Raw genomic sequence first — 16687 nt, 5'->3', positions numbered from 1 at the left:
CGGGCCGCGTGGAGATTTCTTGTGACCATATCAATGTATGAAGCATCCGTGCCGGTATTTTCGGCGAGGCTGAAGGCACTAGCCAATGTGCTGAACATTGCCGAGCAAAATGCGGCTGATCGCAAGATCGATCCGCAGGTGTATCTGACGGCGAGGCTGGCGCCGGACATGTTTGCCCTGACTAGGCAGGTACAGATTGCCACCGATCACGCCAAAGGCGCCCCGTCACGGCTTGCGGGACGCGAGGTGCCAAAATACGAGGACAATGAGGCGAACTTCGCTGATCTGCAGGCCCGCCTTACCAAGACGCTCGACTATCTCGCGACATTTTCGGCGGCCGAATTCGATGGTTCAGATGACAGGATAGTCGAACTGCGGCTTGCAGGACGCGAGGTTTCGATGCCGGGGATGCAGTATCTACTGCATGCCGCCATGCCCAATTTCTATTTCCACCTGACCACCGCCTACGACATCCTGCGCCACAACGGCGTGCCATTGGGCAAGTCGATCTTCCTCGGATCGCGTTGAGATCCGCTCGGGAGATATCCGCCACGGCGGATATCTCACGGTTGTTTAGCGCAGGGACATTTCCCGGGCGATGCGCGGGAAATCGGCCGGCTTGACGCCGATATCGGCGCGATCGGCATTGCTCATCGAATGGAGCAGCGCCAGCGCCGCTCGATAGCGCAGCTGTTCCCGCGGACGCGGACGAGCGAACATTTCAGTGAAGAATCCCATGATTCAAGCCCCTTATTGAACCTCCAAGGCGGTCAATATAAGCAGATCATGACGATTGTGCAGTGCAGCATTCGCATGGCAGCCATGCTGCCCTGATCTTTTTTGACATAATTCGGCTGGTCCGGCGAAACTTCTGCGGCGCTTTGACCGTAGGCGTCTATGCCGGCACTTGGCCGGTTTTTTCCTCGCCATTCCTGGCGAACTTCCGGACTGCATGAAAATGCAGTCCGGCTTTTTATTAGCCGCAGGGATAAACCCTGTCCGCCGGCGTCCCGGGAAAGTCGCCTGACCTTCCATCCGTGGGCTTGGAAGCGGGCGGCGCTTTCCTGTATGCTATTGCGTCCTCCTCGCGCAGCCGCGCAAAAAAATTCCCGCCGGAGAAACTCCATGCACAAACGCCGTCTCGGCCAGACCGATCTTTTCGTGTCGCAAATCTGCCTCGGATCGATGACCTGGGGCCAGCAGAACACCGAGGCGGACGGTTACGCCCAGATGGATCTGGCGATTGCGCGCGGCGTCAATTTCATCGACACCGCCGAGCTCTATCCGATCCCGCCCAAGGCGGAGACACAAGGCCGTACCGAGACAATCATCGGCAACTGGATGAAGGCGAAGCGCAATCGCGGCCAGGTGATCATCGCCTCGAAAGTGGTCGGCCGCACCGCCAACACCTGGTTTCGCGGCGACCGCCCGTCGAAGCTGGTGCGCGCCGATATCTTCGACGCAGTCGAGAAATCGCTGGCCAGGCTCAACACCGATTACATCGACCTCTATCAGATCCATTGGCCGGAACGCGACGTGCCGTGGGGCGCCAATCCGAACCGGATCGGCGCCGTGCCGCGACGCTCCGATGCCGCCGGCGTGCCGGAGGGCGAGACGCCGATCGCCGAGACGCTTGCCGTGTTCGATGAACTGGTGAAGGCCGGCAAGATCCGCCATTTCGGCCTGTCGAACGAGAATTCCTGGGGCGTCATGCGTTTCATTGGCGAAGCCGACAAGGGCCTCGGTCCGCGCGTCGCCTCCGTGCAGAACGCCTATAATTTCGTCAACCGCACCTTCGAGGTGAACCTAGCCGAAGTCTGCGAGCGCGAGCAGGTGTCGCTGCTTGCCTATTCGCCGCTGGCGCAAGGCTATTTAACCGGCAAATACGATCATGGCGCGCGGCCGCAGAGCTCGCGCTCGCAGTTGTTCAACCGCGGCCAGCGCTACGAGACTCCGAATGCTGCCGAGGTGCAGCTCGAATACAACCGATTGGCGCGCACATTCGGCATGGAGCCGGCGCTGTTTGCCAATGCCTATGTCTCGAACCGGCCCTTGGTCACCTCGAACATCATCGGCGCCACCACCATTTCGCAACTCGAAATGGCGCTCTCTTCCGCCGACGTGGTCTGGACCGAGGACATGCAGAAAGCCGTTGATGCGATCCACCAGCGCGTTGGCAATCCGTGCCCTTGATGCGTCGGGACGTGGTTGTCCGATCGTCATAAGGAGGGGGAACAGCCATGGACTTCCGGATCGACGCGGTGCGCGCGAAATTTCCGGCTTTGTCGCTGACCGACAAGAGCCGCCGGCGCATCTATTTCGACAATCCTGCCGGCACGCAGGTCCCGCAGGCGGTGGCGGACGCAGTATCGCGTTGCTTGCTGACCACCAATGCTAACGTCGGCGGCTTCTTCGAGACCACCGTTGCCGCACAAAACATCGTGGACGAGGCCCATCTGGCGATGGCGGATTTTCTCGGCGCTGCGAGCCCGCAGGAAATTATCATCGGTGCCAACATGACGACATTGACCTACCACATGTCGCGAACGCTCGGCCGCACGATGAAGCTCGGGGACGAGATCATCCTCACCCGCACGGACCATGAGGGCAACGTCTCGCCTTGGCTGCAACTGGCAGAAGACCTTGGCCTTGTCGTGCGCTGGCTGCCCTTCGACCAGCAGAGCTGGGAGATCGAAGAGGCGGCGCTCGCCGCGCTGCTTTCCGAGAGGACGCGGCTCGTCGCGCTCAACTACGCCAGCAATCTCACCGGGTCGATCAACCGGGTGAAGGCGTTGACCGGCATCGCCAGGCGGGCTGGTGCGTTGGTCTACGTCGATGCCGTCCAGTTCGCGCCGCATGGCCTGATCGACGTCCAAAACCTCGGCTGCGATTTCCTGATCTGCTCGGCTTACAAGTTCTTCGGCCCGCATATGGGAATTTTGTGGGGCAGGCTGGACGTTATCGATGCGCTTAAGCCGTATAAATGCCGTTGCTCGTCCAATGCCTTGCCGGAGCGCTTCGAGCTCGGCACGCCGCAAATTGAATTGATGGCCGGCCTGTCGGCGGCTGTCGATTATTTTGCCGAGTTGGGCGCGGCAGCCGGCGCGCAAGGATCGCGTCGGCTGAAAATCGCCAAGGCCTTCGAAGTTTCAATCGCTTACGAGAACCCGCTGGCGCAACAGCTGATCGACGGTCTGTCGGATATTGCCGGCCTGACCATCCACGGCATCACCGATCCGAAGCGGATCAATGAGCGTGTGCCGACGGTGTCGTTCACTGTCGAAGGCATCGTGCCGGAGACGATCGTGCGGCAGATGAATGCCGAAAACATCTTCCTGTGGTCCGGCCACAACTACGCCTGGGAGATCGTCCACCAGCTCGGCATTCCGGCCGAGCAGGGGGTGGTGCGCATCGGCATCGCTCATTACAACACTTCAGCCGAAATCGACGCGACGCTGGAGAGCGTGCACCGCGTTGTCGCCATGCTGAGGCAGGAATGATCCTGAGCGGCCCTCGCGGGCGGATCATCGCTTGTGGGCGCCGCCAAAACCGGTGAGGAAGGCGGTGAGATTGTCGCCGAGCTCGTCGCAGAGATAGCCGCCTTCCTGGACGATGACCGTTGGCAGGCCGAGCCCGGCGATCACCTCGCCAATGCGCGAAAAACCAGGCGTGCTCACCGACAGCCCGCCGAACGGATCGCCTTCGAAGGCATCTAGCCCCAGCGCCACCACAAGCGCATCGGGCGAGAAGGTGTTGATGCGCTGGAACGATGCCTCCAGCGCTTCGAGGAACGCTGCATCGCCGGATTTGCGCGGCAGCGGCAGGTTGAGATTGTAGCCGAGGCCGGCGCCTTCGCCGCGCTCGTCGCCATAGCCCCAGAAAAACGGGTAGAAGCGCACCGGGTCGGCATGCAGCGACACGGTGAGCACGTCCGGCCGGGCATAGAAGATGCCTTGCGTGCCGTTGCCGTGGTGCAGGTCGACATCGAGGATCGCCACCCGCGCCGCCTGCTTGCGCAGAACCTGTGCAGCGACGGCCGAATTGTTGATGAAGCAGAAGCCGCCGGCGACATCGGCAAAGGCGTGATGGCCGGGCGGCCGGCACAGCGCATAGGCGGCCGGCGCTCCCGACATCACCGCCTCGGCGGTTTCAACCGCGCTCCAGGCGCTCCAAAGCGCGCTCTGCCACGTCTCGCCGGAGATCGGGCAGGCGGTGTCGGCCATGTGGTAGCCGGCCTGGCCGACCGCCGAGGCCGGATAGGAGCCGTTCCGCGCGATCGGATGGATATTGGGGATGACCTCGGCCGAGGCGCCCTCGATGCGCTGCCAGCGGGCGAAGATATGCTGGAGAAAATCGAGATATTCCGGCGTATGCACCGCCGCAATCGGGCCGAGCCCGTGATCCCGCGGCCGTTCGATCGTGCAGCCGGCAGCCTTGGTGCCGGCTAACAATCGCTCGACCCGTTCCGGCTTTTCCGGATTGGGCTGCGGCGCGCCGCTTGAGAGGAACGCCTTCGGGTCGTGGCGCTTCTGTTCTTCGGCATAGAAGGCTTTCATGTTGGCTCCTCCGGTGCATCGGCAAAGGCGAAAAAGGCGTCGCCGACGATCTTCTGCACCTGCTCGTAGCTCGACCAGCCAATGCCTAACCGTTCGTAAAAAGCCTTGGCGGTCTTGTTGTCGGTGTCGACGGACAGCCTGAGATAGACGCCGCCTGCCTTCCGGCACTGCGCCGCCACCCGGCGCAGCAGGCGCTCGCCGATCCTGCGGCCACGAAAACGGTCCTCGACATAGAGGTCCTGCACATAGACGCCGGGCCGTCCCATCCATGTCGAGAAGATCGGAAAATACAGGCAAAGCCCGGCAAATTCGCCACCGACTTCGGCGATCAAGGTCGAGAAGGCAGGCTTTTCGCCAAAGCCATAGGTGCGGAGATCCTGAGCTGTCGAGGTGATCTCCTGATGTGCGCCGACATGCGCGCCGAGCCGTAGGAGCGCGGCGTGGATGGTTTCGACGTCCTCGACCCGGCCGGGGCGGATGACAATGTCTCTTGACGGTGGGTTGGTCACGGCCGCATCTCAGAACGCCACGCGGTCGCCGCCCTTGAGCGCCAGCATCTGCCGTGCCTCGGCCGGCGTTGCGACGTCCAGCGACAGCCCTTCGAGCACGCCGCGGATCCGGCGGACCTGGTCGGCACTGGACTTGGCGAGCTGGCGCCCGTCGTAGAGGCTGTCCTCCAGCCCGACGCGGACATTGCCGCCCATCGCCGCCGCAATCGAGATCATCGGCATCTGGTGGCGTCCGGCCGCCAGCACGGAAAACTGGTAGCTGTCGCCGAACAGTTTGTCGGCGATGCGCTTCATGTGGATCAGGTTTTCTGGATCGGCGCCGATACCACCCAATATGCCGAGCACGAATTGGATGAACAATGGTCCCGACACCAGCCCGCGGTCGCGGAAATGCGCAAGCGAATAGAGATGGCCGACATCGTAGCACTCGAATTCGAAACGCGTGCCACAGCCGCGCCCAAGCTTTTCCAGCACCGTCTCCATATCGGCAAAGGTGTTCTTGAAGATCGTGTCACGGGTAGCCTCGAGCAGCTTCGGCTCCCATTTGTGCTGCCATTCGCGCGGCCGGTCGAGCATCGGGAACAGCGCGAAATTCATCGAGCCCATATTGAGCGAGCACATTTCGGGCTCGGCCCTGAGCGGGGCGGCCAACCGCTGGTCGAGCGTCATCAGCGAGGAGCCACCAGTGGTGATGTTGATCACCGCATCGGTCGCCTGCTTGATGCGCGGCAGGAACTGCATGAACACCTCGGGGTCGGCGGTCGGCCGCCCGTCGCTGGGGTCGCGGGCGTGAAGATGCAGGATCGCGGCGCCGGCTTCGGCGGCGGCGATCGCGTCTGCGGCGATCTGGTCCGGCGTCACTGGCAGATGTGGCGACATCGATGGCGTGTGCACCGACCCGGTGACGGCACAGGTGATAATGACTTTGCGCGGTGCCATGGTCGCCTCAACCTTCGACCGGCAGGTCGAGCTCGCTGGCCAGCACCTCGAGCGAGTCGCCGATGATGGATATGATCTCGCCGATCTGCGCGGCGGTGACGATCATCGGCGGCGCGACCATGAAATTGTCGCCGTCGACACCGCCCTTGACCTTGCGTCCGTAGATGATCAGGCCGCGCTCGTAGGCGAGGTCGAGCAGCCGCTGGGTGGCCTTATTTGCCGGCTCGATCGGCCTCAGAGTGTCGGGATCCGCAAGCATCTCGGCACCGGTGAGCAGGCCCTTGCCGCGGACGTCGGCGATGAACGGAAACCGCTTCGCCAATCCCTTCAGCTCGTCCATCAATAGCTCGCCCATGACAGCCGCGTTGGCGATCAGGCCGAGACGGTCCATCTCGCCGAGCACGGCGAGCCCGGCGGCGCAGGCGAGCGGATTGCCGGCATAGGTATGGCCGTGCTGGAAGCCGCCCGACGCGAGCAATGGCTGCACCAGCCGCATCGGTGCCGCCAGCGCGCCGAGCGGCGCGTAGCCAGAGCCCAGCCCCTTCGACAGCGCGACGATGTCGGGCTTGCAGTTCCAGTGGTCGCCGCCGAGGAATTTTCCGGTGCGGCCGGCACCGCTCATCACTTCGTCATGGATGAGCAGGATGCCGTAGCGATCGCAGATCTCGCGGATGCGCGGATAGTAGCTGTCCGGCGCCACCAGTGCTGCCGTGGCAGCGCCGCCGACTGGCTCCATGATGAAGGCGAGCACGCTCTGCGGTCCCTCGGCGAGGATCTTTTCCTCCAGCATGTCGGCGTAGCGGATGCCGCGCTGTTCCATCGAAAGATTGTCGCGGTCGCGCCAGGCGATGGGCGCCGGCACGGTCGGCATCATCTGCATCATCGGCACAAATGTTTCGGACAGCGCATCGTCGCCGGTAACGGCGAGCGCGCCGAGCGTGCCGCCATGATAGGAGGGAAAGCGCGAGATCACCTTCCAACGGCTGGGCTGGCCGGTGGCGACCGCCCACTGCCGGGCCAGCTTGACGCAGGATTCCGTTGCTTCCGAGCCGCCGGAGACGAAAAAGATGCGGTCCAGGCCCTCGGGGAGTTTGGCCGCCAGCTGCCGCGCGAGCTCCTCTGCCGGTTCGTTCTCGAAATGCAGGCGGTAGGCGAAGGTGGCGCGGTCCATCTGCCGTTTCATCGCGTCGAGCACGTTGCGATTGGAGTGGCCGATATTGGCGACCATCGGGCCGCTCGATCCGTCGATGAAGCGGCGGCCATCCTGCGTCCACATGTAGATGCCTTCGGCGCGGTCGATCAGCGGCCGGCGCAGGCTGGACAGATAAAACAGATGCGAGGCTTCGCGAGTTTCCGGGCCAGGAGACTTCAACATGTCATGGCTTTCCAAGATAGCGGTCGAGGACATTTCTGGTGACGCGCTCGACCATCGCATCCTGCCTTAGCAGGCCGGCAACCCATTCGCAGCTTCCGGCGTGAAACACCTCGCCTTTGCCGCGCGGGAAATTGACGATCATGCCGTTGCCGCGTTTGACCTTGTCAAGGTTGGCATCGCTTGCCTCGCCGAACAGCGTTTCGGCGGTGAAGCGTCCGTCCTCGTTGCCGAGAAACTGGTCCTCGAACGCAATGTCGGCGCTTTCTTCGACCTGGCTCGCCATGCCGACGGCCAGCATTTGCAGCCCGTCCGGTGCACCGCTGTCGGGCTTGGGGTAGGGCAGGCCGCCGCGGATCTCGAAATCGAGCCCGTCGACCTCGTAGCCATAGACGTGGCTGTCGGCGCCGAGCAGATCGCCATAGTAGATGCCGGTACCGGCGAAGGCCCAATGCTCCGGGCGGTAGACCGGAAAGCCGCGCACGCCGCGCGGCGCGCAGCCGCCCCAGCCGGCATAGACGCCTCTTGTCGCGTTGAGGCCGAAGGTCGCCGCACCCGGCCGGCCGATTTCCGGCGCTTCCCAGGAATTGGTGGCGCGCCTTATATCGCCGCCGCGATAGGCCGGGTCCTCGGCGCGAGCGCGGTATTTGTAGCAGACCTGCCGGCGGCCTTCGTTCTCCAGCCTGGTCTGCCACATGAAATTGCCGGCAAAGCGCGCCGCATGACCGCCGCGCTCGACATAGGTGTCGACCGCATCGCGCATTTCCCAGGTCCAATATTCGTCGTGGCCGACCAGGACGACGCAGTCATAGCCGTCGAGAATGTCGGGCGAAAAATGCAGATCGTGCTGGCTGGCGAGATCGACGGCGTAGCCGGCACGCTCGGCGAAGCGGAAGAAATGGCTGTCGTAGCTTGCCCAGCCGGCTGAGGCGTATTTCTTCGAATGGCCGGTGGCAAAGGCCCATTCCATGTGCGGATAGCGCGGCACGGTTTTCGGCGGCACCGCGACTTCGAGCGGCACGCGCGGCGCATCCCTGGGCAGCACGACGAAGCCGCGGCACCAAGGCCGCTGCGTCGACACCATTCGTGCATACTGGTCGCGGGCCGGCCCGGTGATGCCTTCGTAATGGTTGGAACCGCCCCATGTGTTGTAGGCGAGCCAGGTGCCGGTGGCCGCGACCTGCAGTACGCGGCCGGGTTTCTTGCCGGGCTGCGGCGAGACGATGAAAAGGTGATGACAGCGGATCGGCTTGCCGTCGCGACCGTTCGCTTCAAGCGTGACGCGATAGGCGCCGGATGGCCAGTCGTCGCCGATGCGAAACTCAAACGACGCTTGCCAGCCGCAGCCTTCGACCGAACATTGATCCGGAGTATCTTGCCAGCGCGCCGCAATCCCGGTCCTTTCGAACATTGTCGTTTCCGCGCCGCCGTCGCGGATGATTGCGATGCCGAAACCGGCGGCCGTCGAACTGACATGCAGCGCCACCATCTCGCCGGGGCGATAGGAAAAACGGTCGCTGTAGCACCAGATTTCGCCGCGCCCGCCATCCATCCCCGGCCATTCCCAGTAATGGCTGCGCACCGCCTGGCGTCGCTGCTCCGGCGTCAGTCCGAAATCGGGAAACTCGGTCGGCAGATGGTTCATGCACACCGCTAAGGTCGAAGGCCGCCATTTCGGCCATCCGCCGGCCAAGCGTCAATTGGAAACGATCGGGCCAGCCATTGCCCGGCGCTCCCCTTGGCCTTGCCGGACAAACAGACTATCTCACAAAACGCGGCCTTGTCCGCCACGGGAGCCGACATGCTGAGAGTGCAAAAGGTCAGGGTCAACGACATTTACGTGCCGACCGCGCGCAAGAAGACGCTGCATCCCGAGACCGTCCGCCATCTGGCCGAGGACATTCTGGAAAACGGCATGAAGACGCCGATCCAGGTGCGCCATGACGGCAAGCGCCATATCCTGGTCGAAGGGTTGCATCGGCTGGAAGCGGCCAAGTGGCTCGGCGAGACCGAGATCGACGCCTATCTGGTGCAAGCCAAGCGCCACTGAAGCCACTTATTTCCGTCGTTCGAATCTCCTGTCCCGCGGATTTTTTCGCGGACCGTGTCGGCTTGCGTCTTGTCGGTTCGTCCTAGACACGGAAGCCAAAACCGACGTGTGAGGAAACTTCATGACCACCAAGCTCGACATCGCCCCCAACTCCGATCGCGAGCTGGTTCTCGCCCGCATCATCGATGCGCCGCACGAGAACGTCTATCGCTGCTGGACCGAGCCAAAGCTGTTGACGCAATGGTTCTCGCCGAAGCCGTGGATGACGCCGCGCGCCGAAATGGATGTGCGGACCGGGGGCTCCACCCTTGTCGTCATGGCCGATCCCGACGGCAAGGAGTTCCCGAATCCAGGCGTCTTCCTCGAAGTCGTACCGGGCAAAAAGCTCGTCTTCACCGATGCCTATACGAAGGCGTGGGAGCCGTCCGAAAAGCCGTTCATGACGGTCGTGCTGACCTTCGAGGACGAGGGCGAGGGCAAGACCCGCTACATTGCCCGCGTCGCGCATTGGTCGGTCGCCGACCGTGAACAGCACGAGAAAATGGGTTTTCACGAGGGCTGGGGCCAGTGCGCCGAACAGCTTGAGGAGGTCGCAAAGCGACTTTGATGCAAACGGGAGAGGGAGACTGACGTGTCCAGATCGGTATTTTTCGCCATACTCGCCTCGGCCGCCGCGCTATTTGCCGCACCGGGCACCATCAACGCAGAGGAGGCCAAGCCCGCCATGACGACCGCAACCGCAACACTGCCGACGCCGGAAAAATCCGGCCTGCTGCCGATCAACGGCCTGAACTATTATTACGCCGTCTACGGCAAGGGCGAGCCGCTGCTTCTGCTGCATGGCGGTCTCGGCACGACCGACATGTTCGCGCCGATCCTGCCGAAGCTTACCGAGAACCGCACCGTGATCGGGGTCGACCTGCAGGGCCATGGCCGCACCGCGCTCGGCGACCGGCCGCTCAGCCTGGAGGCGATGGGCGACGACATGGCGGCGATCGTCAAGGCACTCGGCTACGACAAGGTCGACGTCATGGGTTATTCGCTGGGTGGCGGCGTCGCCTTCCGCATGGCCGTGCAGCATCCCGAAACGGTGCGCCACCTGGTGCTGGTCTCGACCGGCTACGCCGCGGACGGCTTCTACGCCGAAATGCGTGGCCAGCAGGCACAAGTCGGCGCGGCGATGGCCGACATGATGAAGGACACGCCGATGTACAAATCCTATGTCGCGGTCGCGCCGCATCCGGAGGATTTTCCGAAACTGCTCGACCAGCTGGGCGCCTATATGCGCAAGGACTACGATTATTCAGCCGACGTGCCGAAGCTGAAAATGCCGGTCATGCTGGTGTTCGGCGACAGCGACATGTACCGGCCCGAGCACGAGATCAAGTTCTACCAGATGCTTGGCGGCGGGTTGAAGGACGCCGGCTGGATGCGCGAGAACCTGTCGCAAAACCGCCTGGCGATCCTGCCGAACCGCACCCACTACGACGTGTTCTTCGCGCCGGAACTGACAGCTGCCACGCTGCCGTTCCTCAATGGCCAGACCAAGGTCAAGACCTGGGACGAGGTCGTCAACGAAACGAACTGACGCCCAGTCAATTGTCTGCCGGCCGTCTTCCGCGAGATGGCCGGCATTTCGCCCATGGGGCCTTGGCCCGGCGCATCGGCCAATCGTGTATTGGCCGCATCACAGCTATAGATGGCGCCATCAAAGCTTTTCAATTGACGCTGCCACGCCTATCGATAGGTATGCCGCCTATCCTCACAGGGCAGGGACGCGGGTGATGGCAAGATATCAGGGCGGGTGTTTGTGCGGCGCGGTGCGCTACCGCGCCGAGGCGGCACCGATCAATGAGCGCGTCTGCCATTGCCGGTTGTGCCAGAAGGCGCTGGGTGCCGCCTTCAATGCGCGCGTGCTGTTCCGCATCGATGATGTGACGGTCGACGGACCGCTGGCGACGGTGAATTCCTCGCCCGATCTCAAGCGCGGCTTTTGCCCGCGCTGCGGCACGACGATGTTTTCCCGGCGCGATTCCGCCGGTATCATCGGCATCACCACCGGCTCGCTCGATGATCCCTCGTTGTTCAGGCCTGAGATGCATATCTGGACCGCCTCGAAGCAGCCCTGGGTGCAGATCGACGACGGCCTGCCGCAATATCAAGGCGCGCCACCTCCGGCTTGAGGTGAAATCTGGACAAAATTTAATCCGAAGCGACACGAGATAGCCGGCAAAGCGTCATTGGCGGGCCATCATTGCTGCCTATCTATTGCGTGCGGGCGGCAGTCGAGGAGGCGACGGAATGAACGACAGCATCAACACCCTGGACGAGCTCTTGAGTGATCCGATGATCAAGCTGGTGATGGAGCGCGACCGCGTGCAGCCGGCAGAACTTCGTACGCTGCTCGAGGAAAAAGTCCGCCGGGCGGACGATGATGTGGCGGTCAACGATCGTTTTGTACCGCCGGCCCACCTGATGGCCACGACCTGCCACAAGCTGTGGCTGTGCGGCTAGGGTCTTGAAGCGGTCAGCCGGAATTTGCCGGCAAATAGCTGTAATGGCTGCGGAAATAAGCGAGCCTGAAGCCGAGGCGCGCATAGTTGCGATAGGCCGGCCCGTCGCGTTCGGCGCGCGGCGCCTCGATGTCGGCCACGAACAGTTTTGCACCGGCCGCAAGTCCGTCGCGCACCATCGCTTCGCCGAGCATTGCATCGAGGTCGAAGCTCGGCGCCATGATGCCGGGAACCGGCGCGTCGATGCCGCTCCAGGCCATGCCGTCGGCACCGATGAACATCGAGCGCACCGCCGCCACCGCGCCGTCCCGCCGCAGCATGTAATGCTGCCAGCCGCGTCGGCCGGCCAGCGCCAGCAACCACGGTGAGGTCGGTAACCGATATCGGCTGTCGATGAACCCAGCCCATTCCCTTGCCGTTGCCGGTGTCACCCGCTCGACCGAGACGTTCTCAGTCGGGAAAAGCGGCTCCGGTGGCAATGGCGTGGCGTCGCGAAAGATGCGTTCCCAGCCGCCCTGACGTTGCAAGCCGCGCGCCTCGAGCCAGCAGCTGAGCGTCGCGGGCTCGGTATGTGGATTGGTGTAGAACCAGGGCCGCAGAATACCGGCGTCGCGATAATGCGCCAGAAGCGCGTCGAGCCGGCTCTCGGTGGCAGCGCTATCGACACCGAAATTCTTGACGCAGTTGAAATGGATGAACGGGATCGTCGTGCAGGTGGTCCAGACGAGATCGCCATCTTCGGCGATGGCAAGGCCTTGCCTTGCGGCAAAGTCTGCCGGGGCGGCGCGATAGAGGTCGAGCCAGGCATCGACCTCGGCGCGTTCGATGACGCGGCTGAGATCGCCAGATATCTCGTCGATCCCGATGGCGGGCGAGCATGGCTCCGGCGGGACTACCGGCTGCAATTCTGACAAGGCGGCGGGCTGCATGACTTCCTCCCAAGTATGGCCTTACACCGTAAGATTAGTGGAGACTAATCTCATGCAGTGAGTTGTCAAGCGGGATTGCGAGGCAGCCACGTGGCCGAACGTTGGGGCATAGCGCACCTCCGTCCGGGCGAACGTCCCGATGCAAAGCCCTAACAATTCGATTCAAACTTTGTTGGTAGTTTCTTGTTAGGAATCCAGCTTGGTTTGTCCGGCGGCGTTGTCCTGCCTTCGGTCTGTTGTGTTTTGCGTACAGGTCCAGATGCGGTTATCAGGCGTCGTCATCTTCTCGATCGCAGCGCTGTGCCTTGCCGGCTGCACGTCGACCTCCGGCGTCGATGCGCTGCAAGTGCCGTCCAGTGAGACCACCAGCTCGGTTGTGCGGCCACCCGCGCCGGTGGCATCCGTGGCGAAAACTGATGCTGCGCCAGCCTTCGCGGAACAGGAGCAGGACGAACAACAGGTCGCGATGGACGTACCCGACCAAAGCATCGATCCGCCGGCCGAGGTGATCGCGCTGATGGCGCCGCCGAAGCGGCTGACACGCGCAGCACCGGCGATGCTTGCCGAGCCGGTCACGCGCTATGGTTTTCGCGACGCCAAGCCGATCAATTTCGGTAAATCCTCCTCGCCGAGGCGCCTTGCCGTCCACGGCGTCGACGTTTCGCGCTGGCAGGGCAATGTGAACTGGCAAAAGCTGCGCGCCCAGGGCGCAAACTTCGCCTACATCAAGGCGACCGACGGCGGCGATCATCTCGACCCGATGTTTACCAGGAACTGGCGTAGTGCCGAAGCCGCCGGCCTCAAGCGCGGCGCGTACCACTTCTTCTATTGGTGCCGCACCGCCGGCGAGCAGGCCGACTGGTTCATCCGCAATGTGCCGAGGGTCGAGGGCGCGCTGCCGCCGGTGATCGACGTCGAGTGGAACGGCGAATCCAGCTGCAAGCGCCGCCCGTCGCGGCAAAAGGTGCTGGAGAAGATGCAGGTGTTCATGGACAAGCTCGAGCGCTACTACGGCCAGCGCCCAATCATCTACACCGCGCCTGACTTCTACCGTGACAATCTCAGGGGCGCCTTCCCAGATTATCCATTCTGGCTGCGCGCCGTGGCGGCGCACCCATCAAAGGTTTATCCCGGCCGCAAATGGCTGTTCTGGCAATATTCCGGGTCCGGCCTGTCGCACGGCGTAAGAGGCCGCATCGACCTCAACGTGTTCCATGGTGATGAGAGGGCGTGGCGCGACTGGGTTGGTGGAAGGCAGATGGTGGCCGAGGCGGAGTAGCGCGGCAGCTTCTTCCTTCTCCCCATGTGGGAGAAGGTGGATTGGCGCGCAGCGCCAAGACGGTTGAGGGGTGTTGGACGGAGTGCGTCGGTGCCAAGCTGGAGCACCCCTCATCCGACCTCGCTTCGCGAGGCCACCTTCTCCCACAAGGGGAGAAGGGATAGCGCTCGGTTTTCCACACTTGGTCTCAAATTCCTTGGACGTCATGCCCAGATTGGATACCCTCGTCCCATGCCGCACCAGCCCGTCGCGCCGACCAAGCGTCGTTTCGCCCGCTCTATGCGACGCGAGCCGACCGAGGCGGAAGACCGCCTGTGGCATGAGCTGCGCGGACGCAAGCTCGACAGCATCAAATTCCGGCGTCAGGTCCCGGTCGGCCGGTTCATCGCCGATTTTGTTTGCGCCGAGGGCAGGCTGATTGTCGAGATCGACGGCAGCCAGCACGCGGATTCGGGCTATGATCGGGAGCGGGGTGCCGAATTGAAGGCGAGGGGCTTTCGCGTGCTGCGCTTCTGGAACGATGACGTGCTGCGGGATCTGAACGCCGTCTGCGATACCATCATCGCCTACGTACGGGACGAGAGTTTGCAGCCTTGGCGGTAGCGCGCTCGTCCCTTCTCCCCCTGTGGGAGAAGGTGGCTCGGCGCGGAGCGCCGAGACGGTTGAGGGGTGTTGGACGGAGCGCCGCCGGTGCCAAGCTGGAGCACCCCTCATCCGACCTCGCTTCGCGAGGCCACCTTCTCCCACAAGGGGAGAAGGGGAGATCGCACCTTCTACGCCTCTACATATTCCGCCAGGCTGACCCCTTTGGGCACATCCAGCCCATCGGCCCGCAGGCTTCAATATGAAAGCGTATCGCGTCACGAATTTCGGCTTCAACCTCAGGCACCGCTGCACAAGTGGCGATGCAGCCTGGCAGATCCGGCACGTAAGCAGAAAAATTGTTTCCAGCTTTTTCAATCACCACCGCGTAACGCATCGGTCTCACCTGAGCTTGATTTAGCACTGCAAAGGGGAAGTGATATTGGAGTCGGACGACGATGGCAGTCTATCGGCTAGTTGCCTTTGGTAGCTTTAGGTCAAAATCGACTGTATAGCGTTTGCTGGGCTCCGTACCTGTGCGAATCCAATCATAGCTATTTTCATACCTAACCCGGGTTCCAGAATTATATTCTGACTCCCTCAAAGCTCGATATTTCCTGCCGTCGTCAATGTACGTCATCAACTCAATAGCGTCGTAGTCTCCCATTTCCAAAAGACCCATGTCGCTATCAAAATGCTTGGCGTTGATCCATCGAAGCACCTCATGAATCGAAAGGATTGCCCTCGTTATCCTCTTTCCGGTTGCAGGGGCCAGCTTATTAGCAACACCCGTCGATTGCTCTAAGTCGTTGTGGGCAATTCGCTTGTCTCTCCAAGTTCTAGCAAACGACGTTTTTTTGGCCGCTGTTTCAGCGCGTTGTTTCAATCTGCCCTTATATCTTGATGGATCAAGGTGAACCAAGGTCCAAATGCTGAGGTTCCGTCGCTGCCCGGTTCCGGCCGTGTCGCTCAATCGGCAAATGCCCAACAAGACATGTTCGAGCAATACGCTCTGCATCGCATGCCAGAAGCTCCCGCTACTGTCATTCAGAAGGTTAACTCGCTCCTGGCTACCAAATAGCGCCTCATAGCGGTCCCATGAGGATGAAACCCGCCAAAGCTCTTGGCAGCAATGGTGGAAGGCAAGCCCATAATCGTTGCCCAGCACAGTTATTTCGTTAGCAAGAGCCTCGGCAGCAGTGCGGTGTGTCATCGGAAAATCCAAAGAGCTCCGACATTTTGTCGGAGCTCTAAGTTAGAATGCGAATCATCGGTTGCTGGTCTGAACTCAGCTACACCCGCTCGTAGCCCCGCATAAGGAATCAGGGGTCGGCATATTTATCTAGCGAGAACAATATCTTGGAGGTCGGCATACCGGGAATGCGTATGCCGGAACAAATGAGACCTCGCGTAGGGTAACCGACGGAAAAATGCCCGGAGCCAGCTCGTTCCATCGTAGGAAAGTTGATTCGGATTCGCGTCTGAACCACTCGGGAGCAGAAGGCGACGAACATAGCGCAGGCGCGCCCGTCCGGCGATGCTAGGCGACCAATCCTTGCGAACTCGTGGCTCTCGGCCACGAGTAGAAGCCCCTTGAGCATGATCAGTGTTCTCGTCGCGTGTTTGACGGATGGGGCCGCTGTCCCTGATTAACCGGAAGTCGCAAGCCTGGATCAGGAATTCTCTTCTGCGTTCACCAATAGCGGGGAACTGCTTGCTGGAAATCATCCTTACCCCCGCCAACATCAGACTCCAACGGCGCAACCCAGAAACGACCTGTCGGCGGCACAGCGTTAACTAATGCGGCAGCGATATCGATTTCGATCGCAAGCTCCTCGGCCAACACACGCGATTGATAACCCCTCCGCGCTGTTGACCTTGCCCCTCTGATCTAATCCGGTTTGAAGTTCGTTCTGGCCCATCGAGAGGACCAGGACATGAAACGTAGCCGCTTCTCT

General features: G+C 62.0%; 18 protein-coding genes and 1 pseudogene. 10 read left to right on the top strand and 9 right to left on the bottom strand.

Annotated elements, in window-relative coordinates:
• The first annotated feature begins 21 nt into the window (after positions 1–21).
• Positions 22–528, top strand: coding sequence for a DUF1993 domain-containing protein (locus NKH99_RS20920; protein WP_352766959.1), 507 nt, complete (start codon positions 22–24; stop codon positions 526–528).
• A 45-nt stretch (positions 529–573) separates the two neighbouring features.
• Here the strand turns inward: NKH99_RS20920 and NKH99_RS20915 are convergent, their stop codons facing one another.
• Positions 574–738: a hypothetical protein gene (locus NKH99_RS20915; protein ID WP_023674744.1), complete on the bottom strand. Its 165-nt coding sequence runs from the start codon at positions 736–738 to the stop codon at positions 574–576.
• A 387-nt stretch (positions 739–1125) separates the two neighbouring features.
• Between NKH99_RS20915 and NKH99_RS20910 the strand changes: the two genes are divergently transcribed.
• Positions 1126–2193 (top strand): aldo/keto reductase, encoded by a 1068-nt coding sequence (locus tag NKH99_RS20910; protein ID WP_353015298.1) that lies wholly within the window; start codon positions 1126–1128, stop codon positions 2191–2193.
• Positions 2194–2240: 47 nt separating this feature from the next.
• Positions 2241–3500 (top strand): cysteine desulfurase-like protein, encoded by a 1260-nt coding sequence (locus tag NKH99_RS20905; protein ID WP_353015295.1) that lies wholly within the window; start codon positions 2241–2243, stop codon positions 3498–3500.
• Positions 3501–3524: 24 nt separating this feature from the next.
• Here the strand turns inward: NKH99_RS20905 and NKH99_RS20900 are convergent, their stop codons facing one another.
• From NKH99_RS20900 to NKH99_RS20880, 5 genes are read right to left on the bottom strand one after another with little or no spacing between them, the layout of a single operon-like run.
• Entirely contained in the window at positions 3525–4556 is a 1032-nt protein-coding gene (locus NKH99_RS20900; protein ID WP_023674746.1) for a histone deacetylase family protein, read from the bottom strand.
• Entirely contained in the window at positions 4553–5065 is a 513-nt protein-coding gene (locus NKH99_RS20895; protein WP_023674747.1) for a GNAT family N-acetyltransferase, read from the bottom strand. Before NKH99_RS20895 ends, NKH99_RS20900 begins: the two co-directional genes overlap by 4 nt.
• A 9-nt stretch (positions 5066–5074) precedes the next feature.
• Positions 5075–6004: a 3,5-dioxohexanoate:acetyl-CoA acetone transferase gene (gene kce, locus NKH99_RS20890; RefSeq protein WP_353015292.1), complete on the bottom strand. Its 930-nt coding sequence runs from the start codon at positions 6002–6004 to the stop codon at positions 5075–5077.
• A gap of 7 nt (positions 6005–6011) precedes the next feature.
• On the bottom strand, positions 6012–7379 hold the full coding sequence (locus tag NKH99_RS20885) for an aminotransferase family protein (RefSeq protein WP_353015290.1): 1368 nt from the start codon (positions 7377–7379) through the stop codon (positions 6012–6014).
• Position 7380: 1 nt separating this feature from the next.
• Positions 7381–9021: a N,N-dimethylformamidase beta subunit family domain-containing protein gene (locus NKH99_RS20880; RefSeq protein ID WP_353015288.1), complete on the bottom strand. Its 1641-nt coding sequence runs from the start codon at positions 9019–9021 to the stop codon at positions 7381–7383.
• A gap of 156 nt (positions 9022–9177) precedes the next feature.
• On the opposite strand from NKH99_RS20880, the gene NKH99_RS20875 reads away from it, so the two are divergent.
• From NKH99_RS20875 to NKH99_RS20855, 5 genes are all read left to right on the top strand, one after another.
• On the top strand, positions 9178–9426 hold the full coding sequence (locus tag NKH99_RS20875) for a ParB N-terminal domain-containing protein (protein WP_352481155.1): 249 nt from the start codon (positions 9178–9180) through the stop codon (positions 9424–9426).
• Positions 9427–9547: 121 nt separating this feature from the next.
• Entirely contained in the window at positions 9548–10033 is a 486-nt protein-coding gene (locus NKH99_RS20870) for an SRPBCC family protein (protein WP_352821337.1), read from the top strand.
• A gap of 24 nt (positions 10034–10057) precedes the next feature.
• Complete coding sequence (locus NKH99_RS20865; RefSeq protein WP_353015285.1) at positions 10058–11014, top strand: alpha/beta fold hydrolase; 957 nt, start codon at positions 10058–10060, stop codon at positions 11012–11014.
• A 196-nt stretch (positions 11015–11210) separates the two neighbouring features.
• Positions 11211–11609 (top strand): GFA family protein, encoded by a 399-nt coding sequence (locus NKH99_RS20860; RefSeq protein ID WP_352872454.1) that lies wholly within the window; start codon positions 11211–11213, stop codon positions 11607–11609.
• A 118-nt stretch (positions 11610–11727) separates the two neighbouring features.
• Positions 11728–11940 carry a hypothetical protein gene (locus tag NKH99_RS20855; protein ID WP_023717422.1) on the top strand — a complete coding sequence of 71 codons (213 nt, stop codon included), beginning with the start codon at positions 11728–11730 and terminating at the stop codon, positions 11938–11940.
• Positions 11941–11953: 13 nt separating this feature from the next.
• On the opposite strand, the gene NKH99_RS20850 is transcribed toward NKH99_RS20855, so the two are convergent.
• Positions 11954–12868 (bottom strand): hypothetical protein, encoded by a 915-nt coding sequence (locus tag NKH99_RS20850; RefSeq protein ID WP_353015282.1) that lies wholly within the window; start codon positions 12866–12868, stop codon positions 11954–11956.
• Positions 12869–13127: 259 nt separating this feature from the next.
• Between NKH99_RS20850 and NKH99_RS20845 the strand changes: the two genes are divergently transcribed.
• Both NKH99_RS20845 and NKH99_RS20840 read left to right on the top strand, forming a co-directional pair.
• On the top strand, positions 13128–14147 hold the full coding sequence (locus NKH99_RS20845; protein ID WP_352836841.1) for a glycoside hydrolase family 25 protein: 1020 nt from the start codon (positions 13128–13130) through the stop codon (positions 14145–14147).
• A 231-nt stretch (positions 14148–14378) separates the two neighbouring features.
• On the top strand, positions 14379–14750 hold the full coding sequence (locus tag NKH99_RS20840; protein ID WP_352474038.1) for an endonuclease domain-containing protein: 372 nt from the start codon (positions 14379–14381) through the stop codon (positions 14748–14750).
• 170 nt (positions 14751–14920) lie between these two features.
• On the opposite strand, the pseudogene NKH99_RS20835 reads toward NKH99_RS20840, so the two are convergent.
• Together NKH99_RS20835 and NKH99_RS20830 are read right to left on the bottom strand one after the other, a co-directional pair.
• Positions 14921–15126 (bottom strand): annotated as a pseudogene (locus tag NKH99_RS20835) (type II toxin-antitoxin system HicB family antitoxin).
• A 69-nt stretch (positions 15127–15195) separates the two neighbouring features.
• On the bottom strand, positions 15196–15942 hold the full coding sequence (locus NKH99_RS20830) for an AbiU2 domain-containing protein (protein WP_352474039.1): 747 nt from the start codon (positions 15940–15942) through the stop codon (positions 15196–15198).
• Positions 15943–16687 lie beyond the last annotated feature (745 nt).

This window comes from Mesorhizobium sp. M0854 (genome assembly GCF_040319815.1).
Taxonomy (GTDB): Bacteria; Pseudomonadota; Alphaproteobacteria; order Rhizobiales; family Rhizobiaceae; genus Mesorhizobium.
The sequence above is the reverse complement of the archived record's forward strand: the minus strand, read 5'-3'. Positions and strand labels throughout refer to the sequence as shown.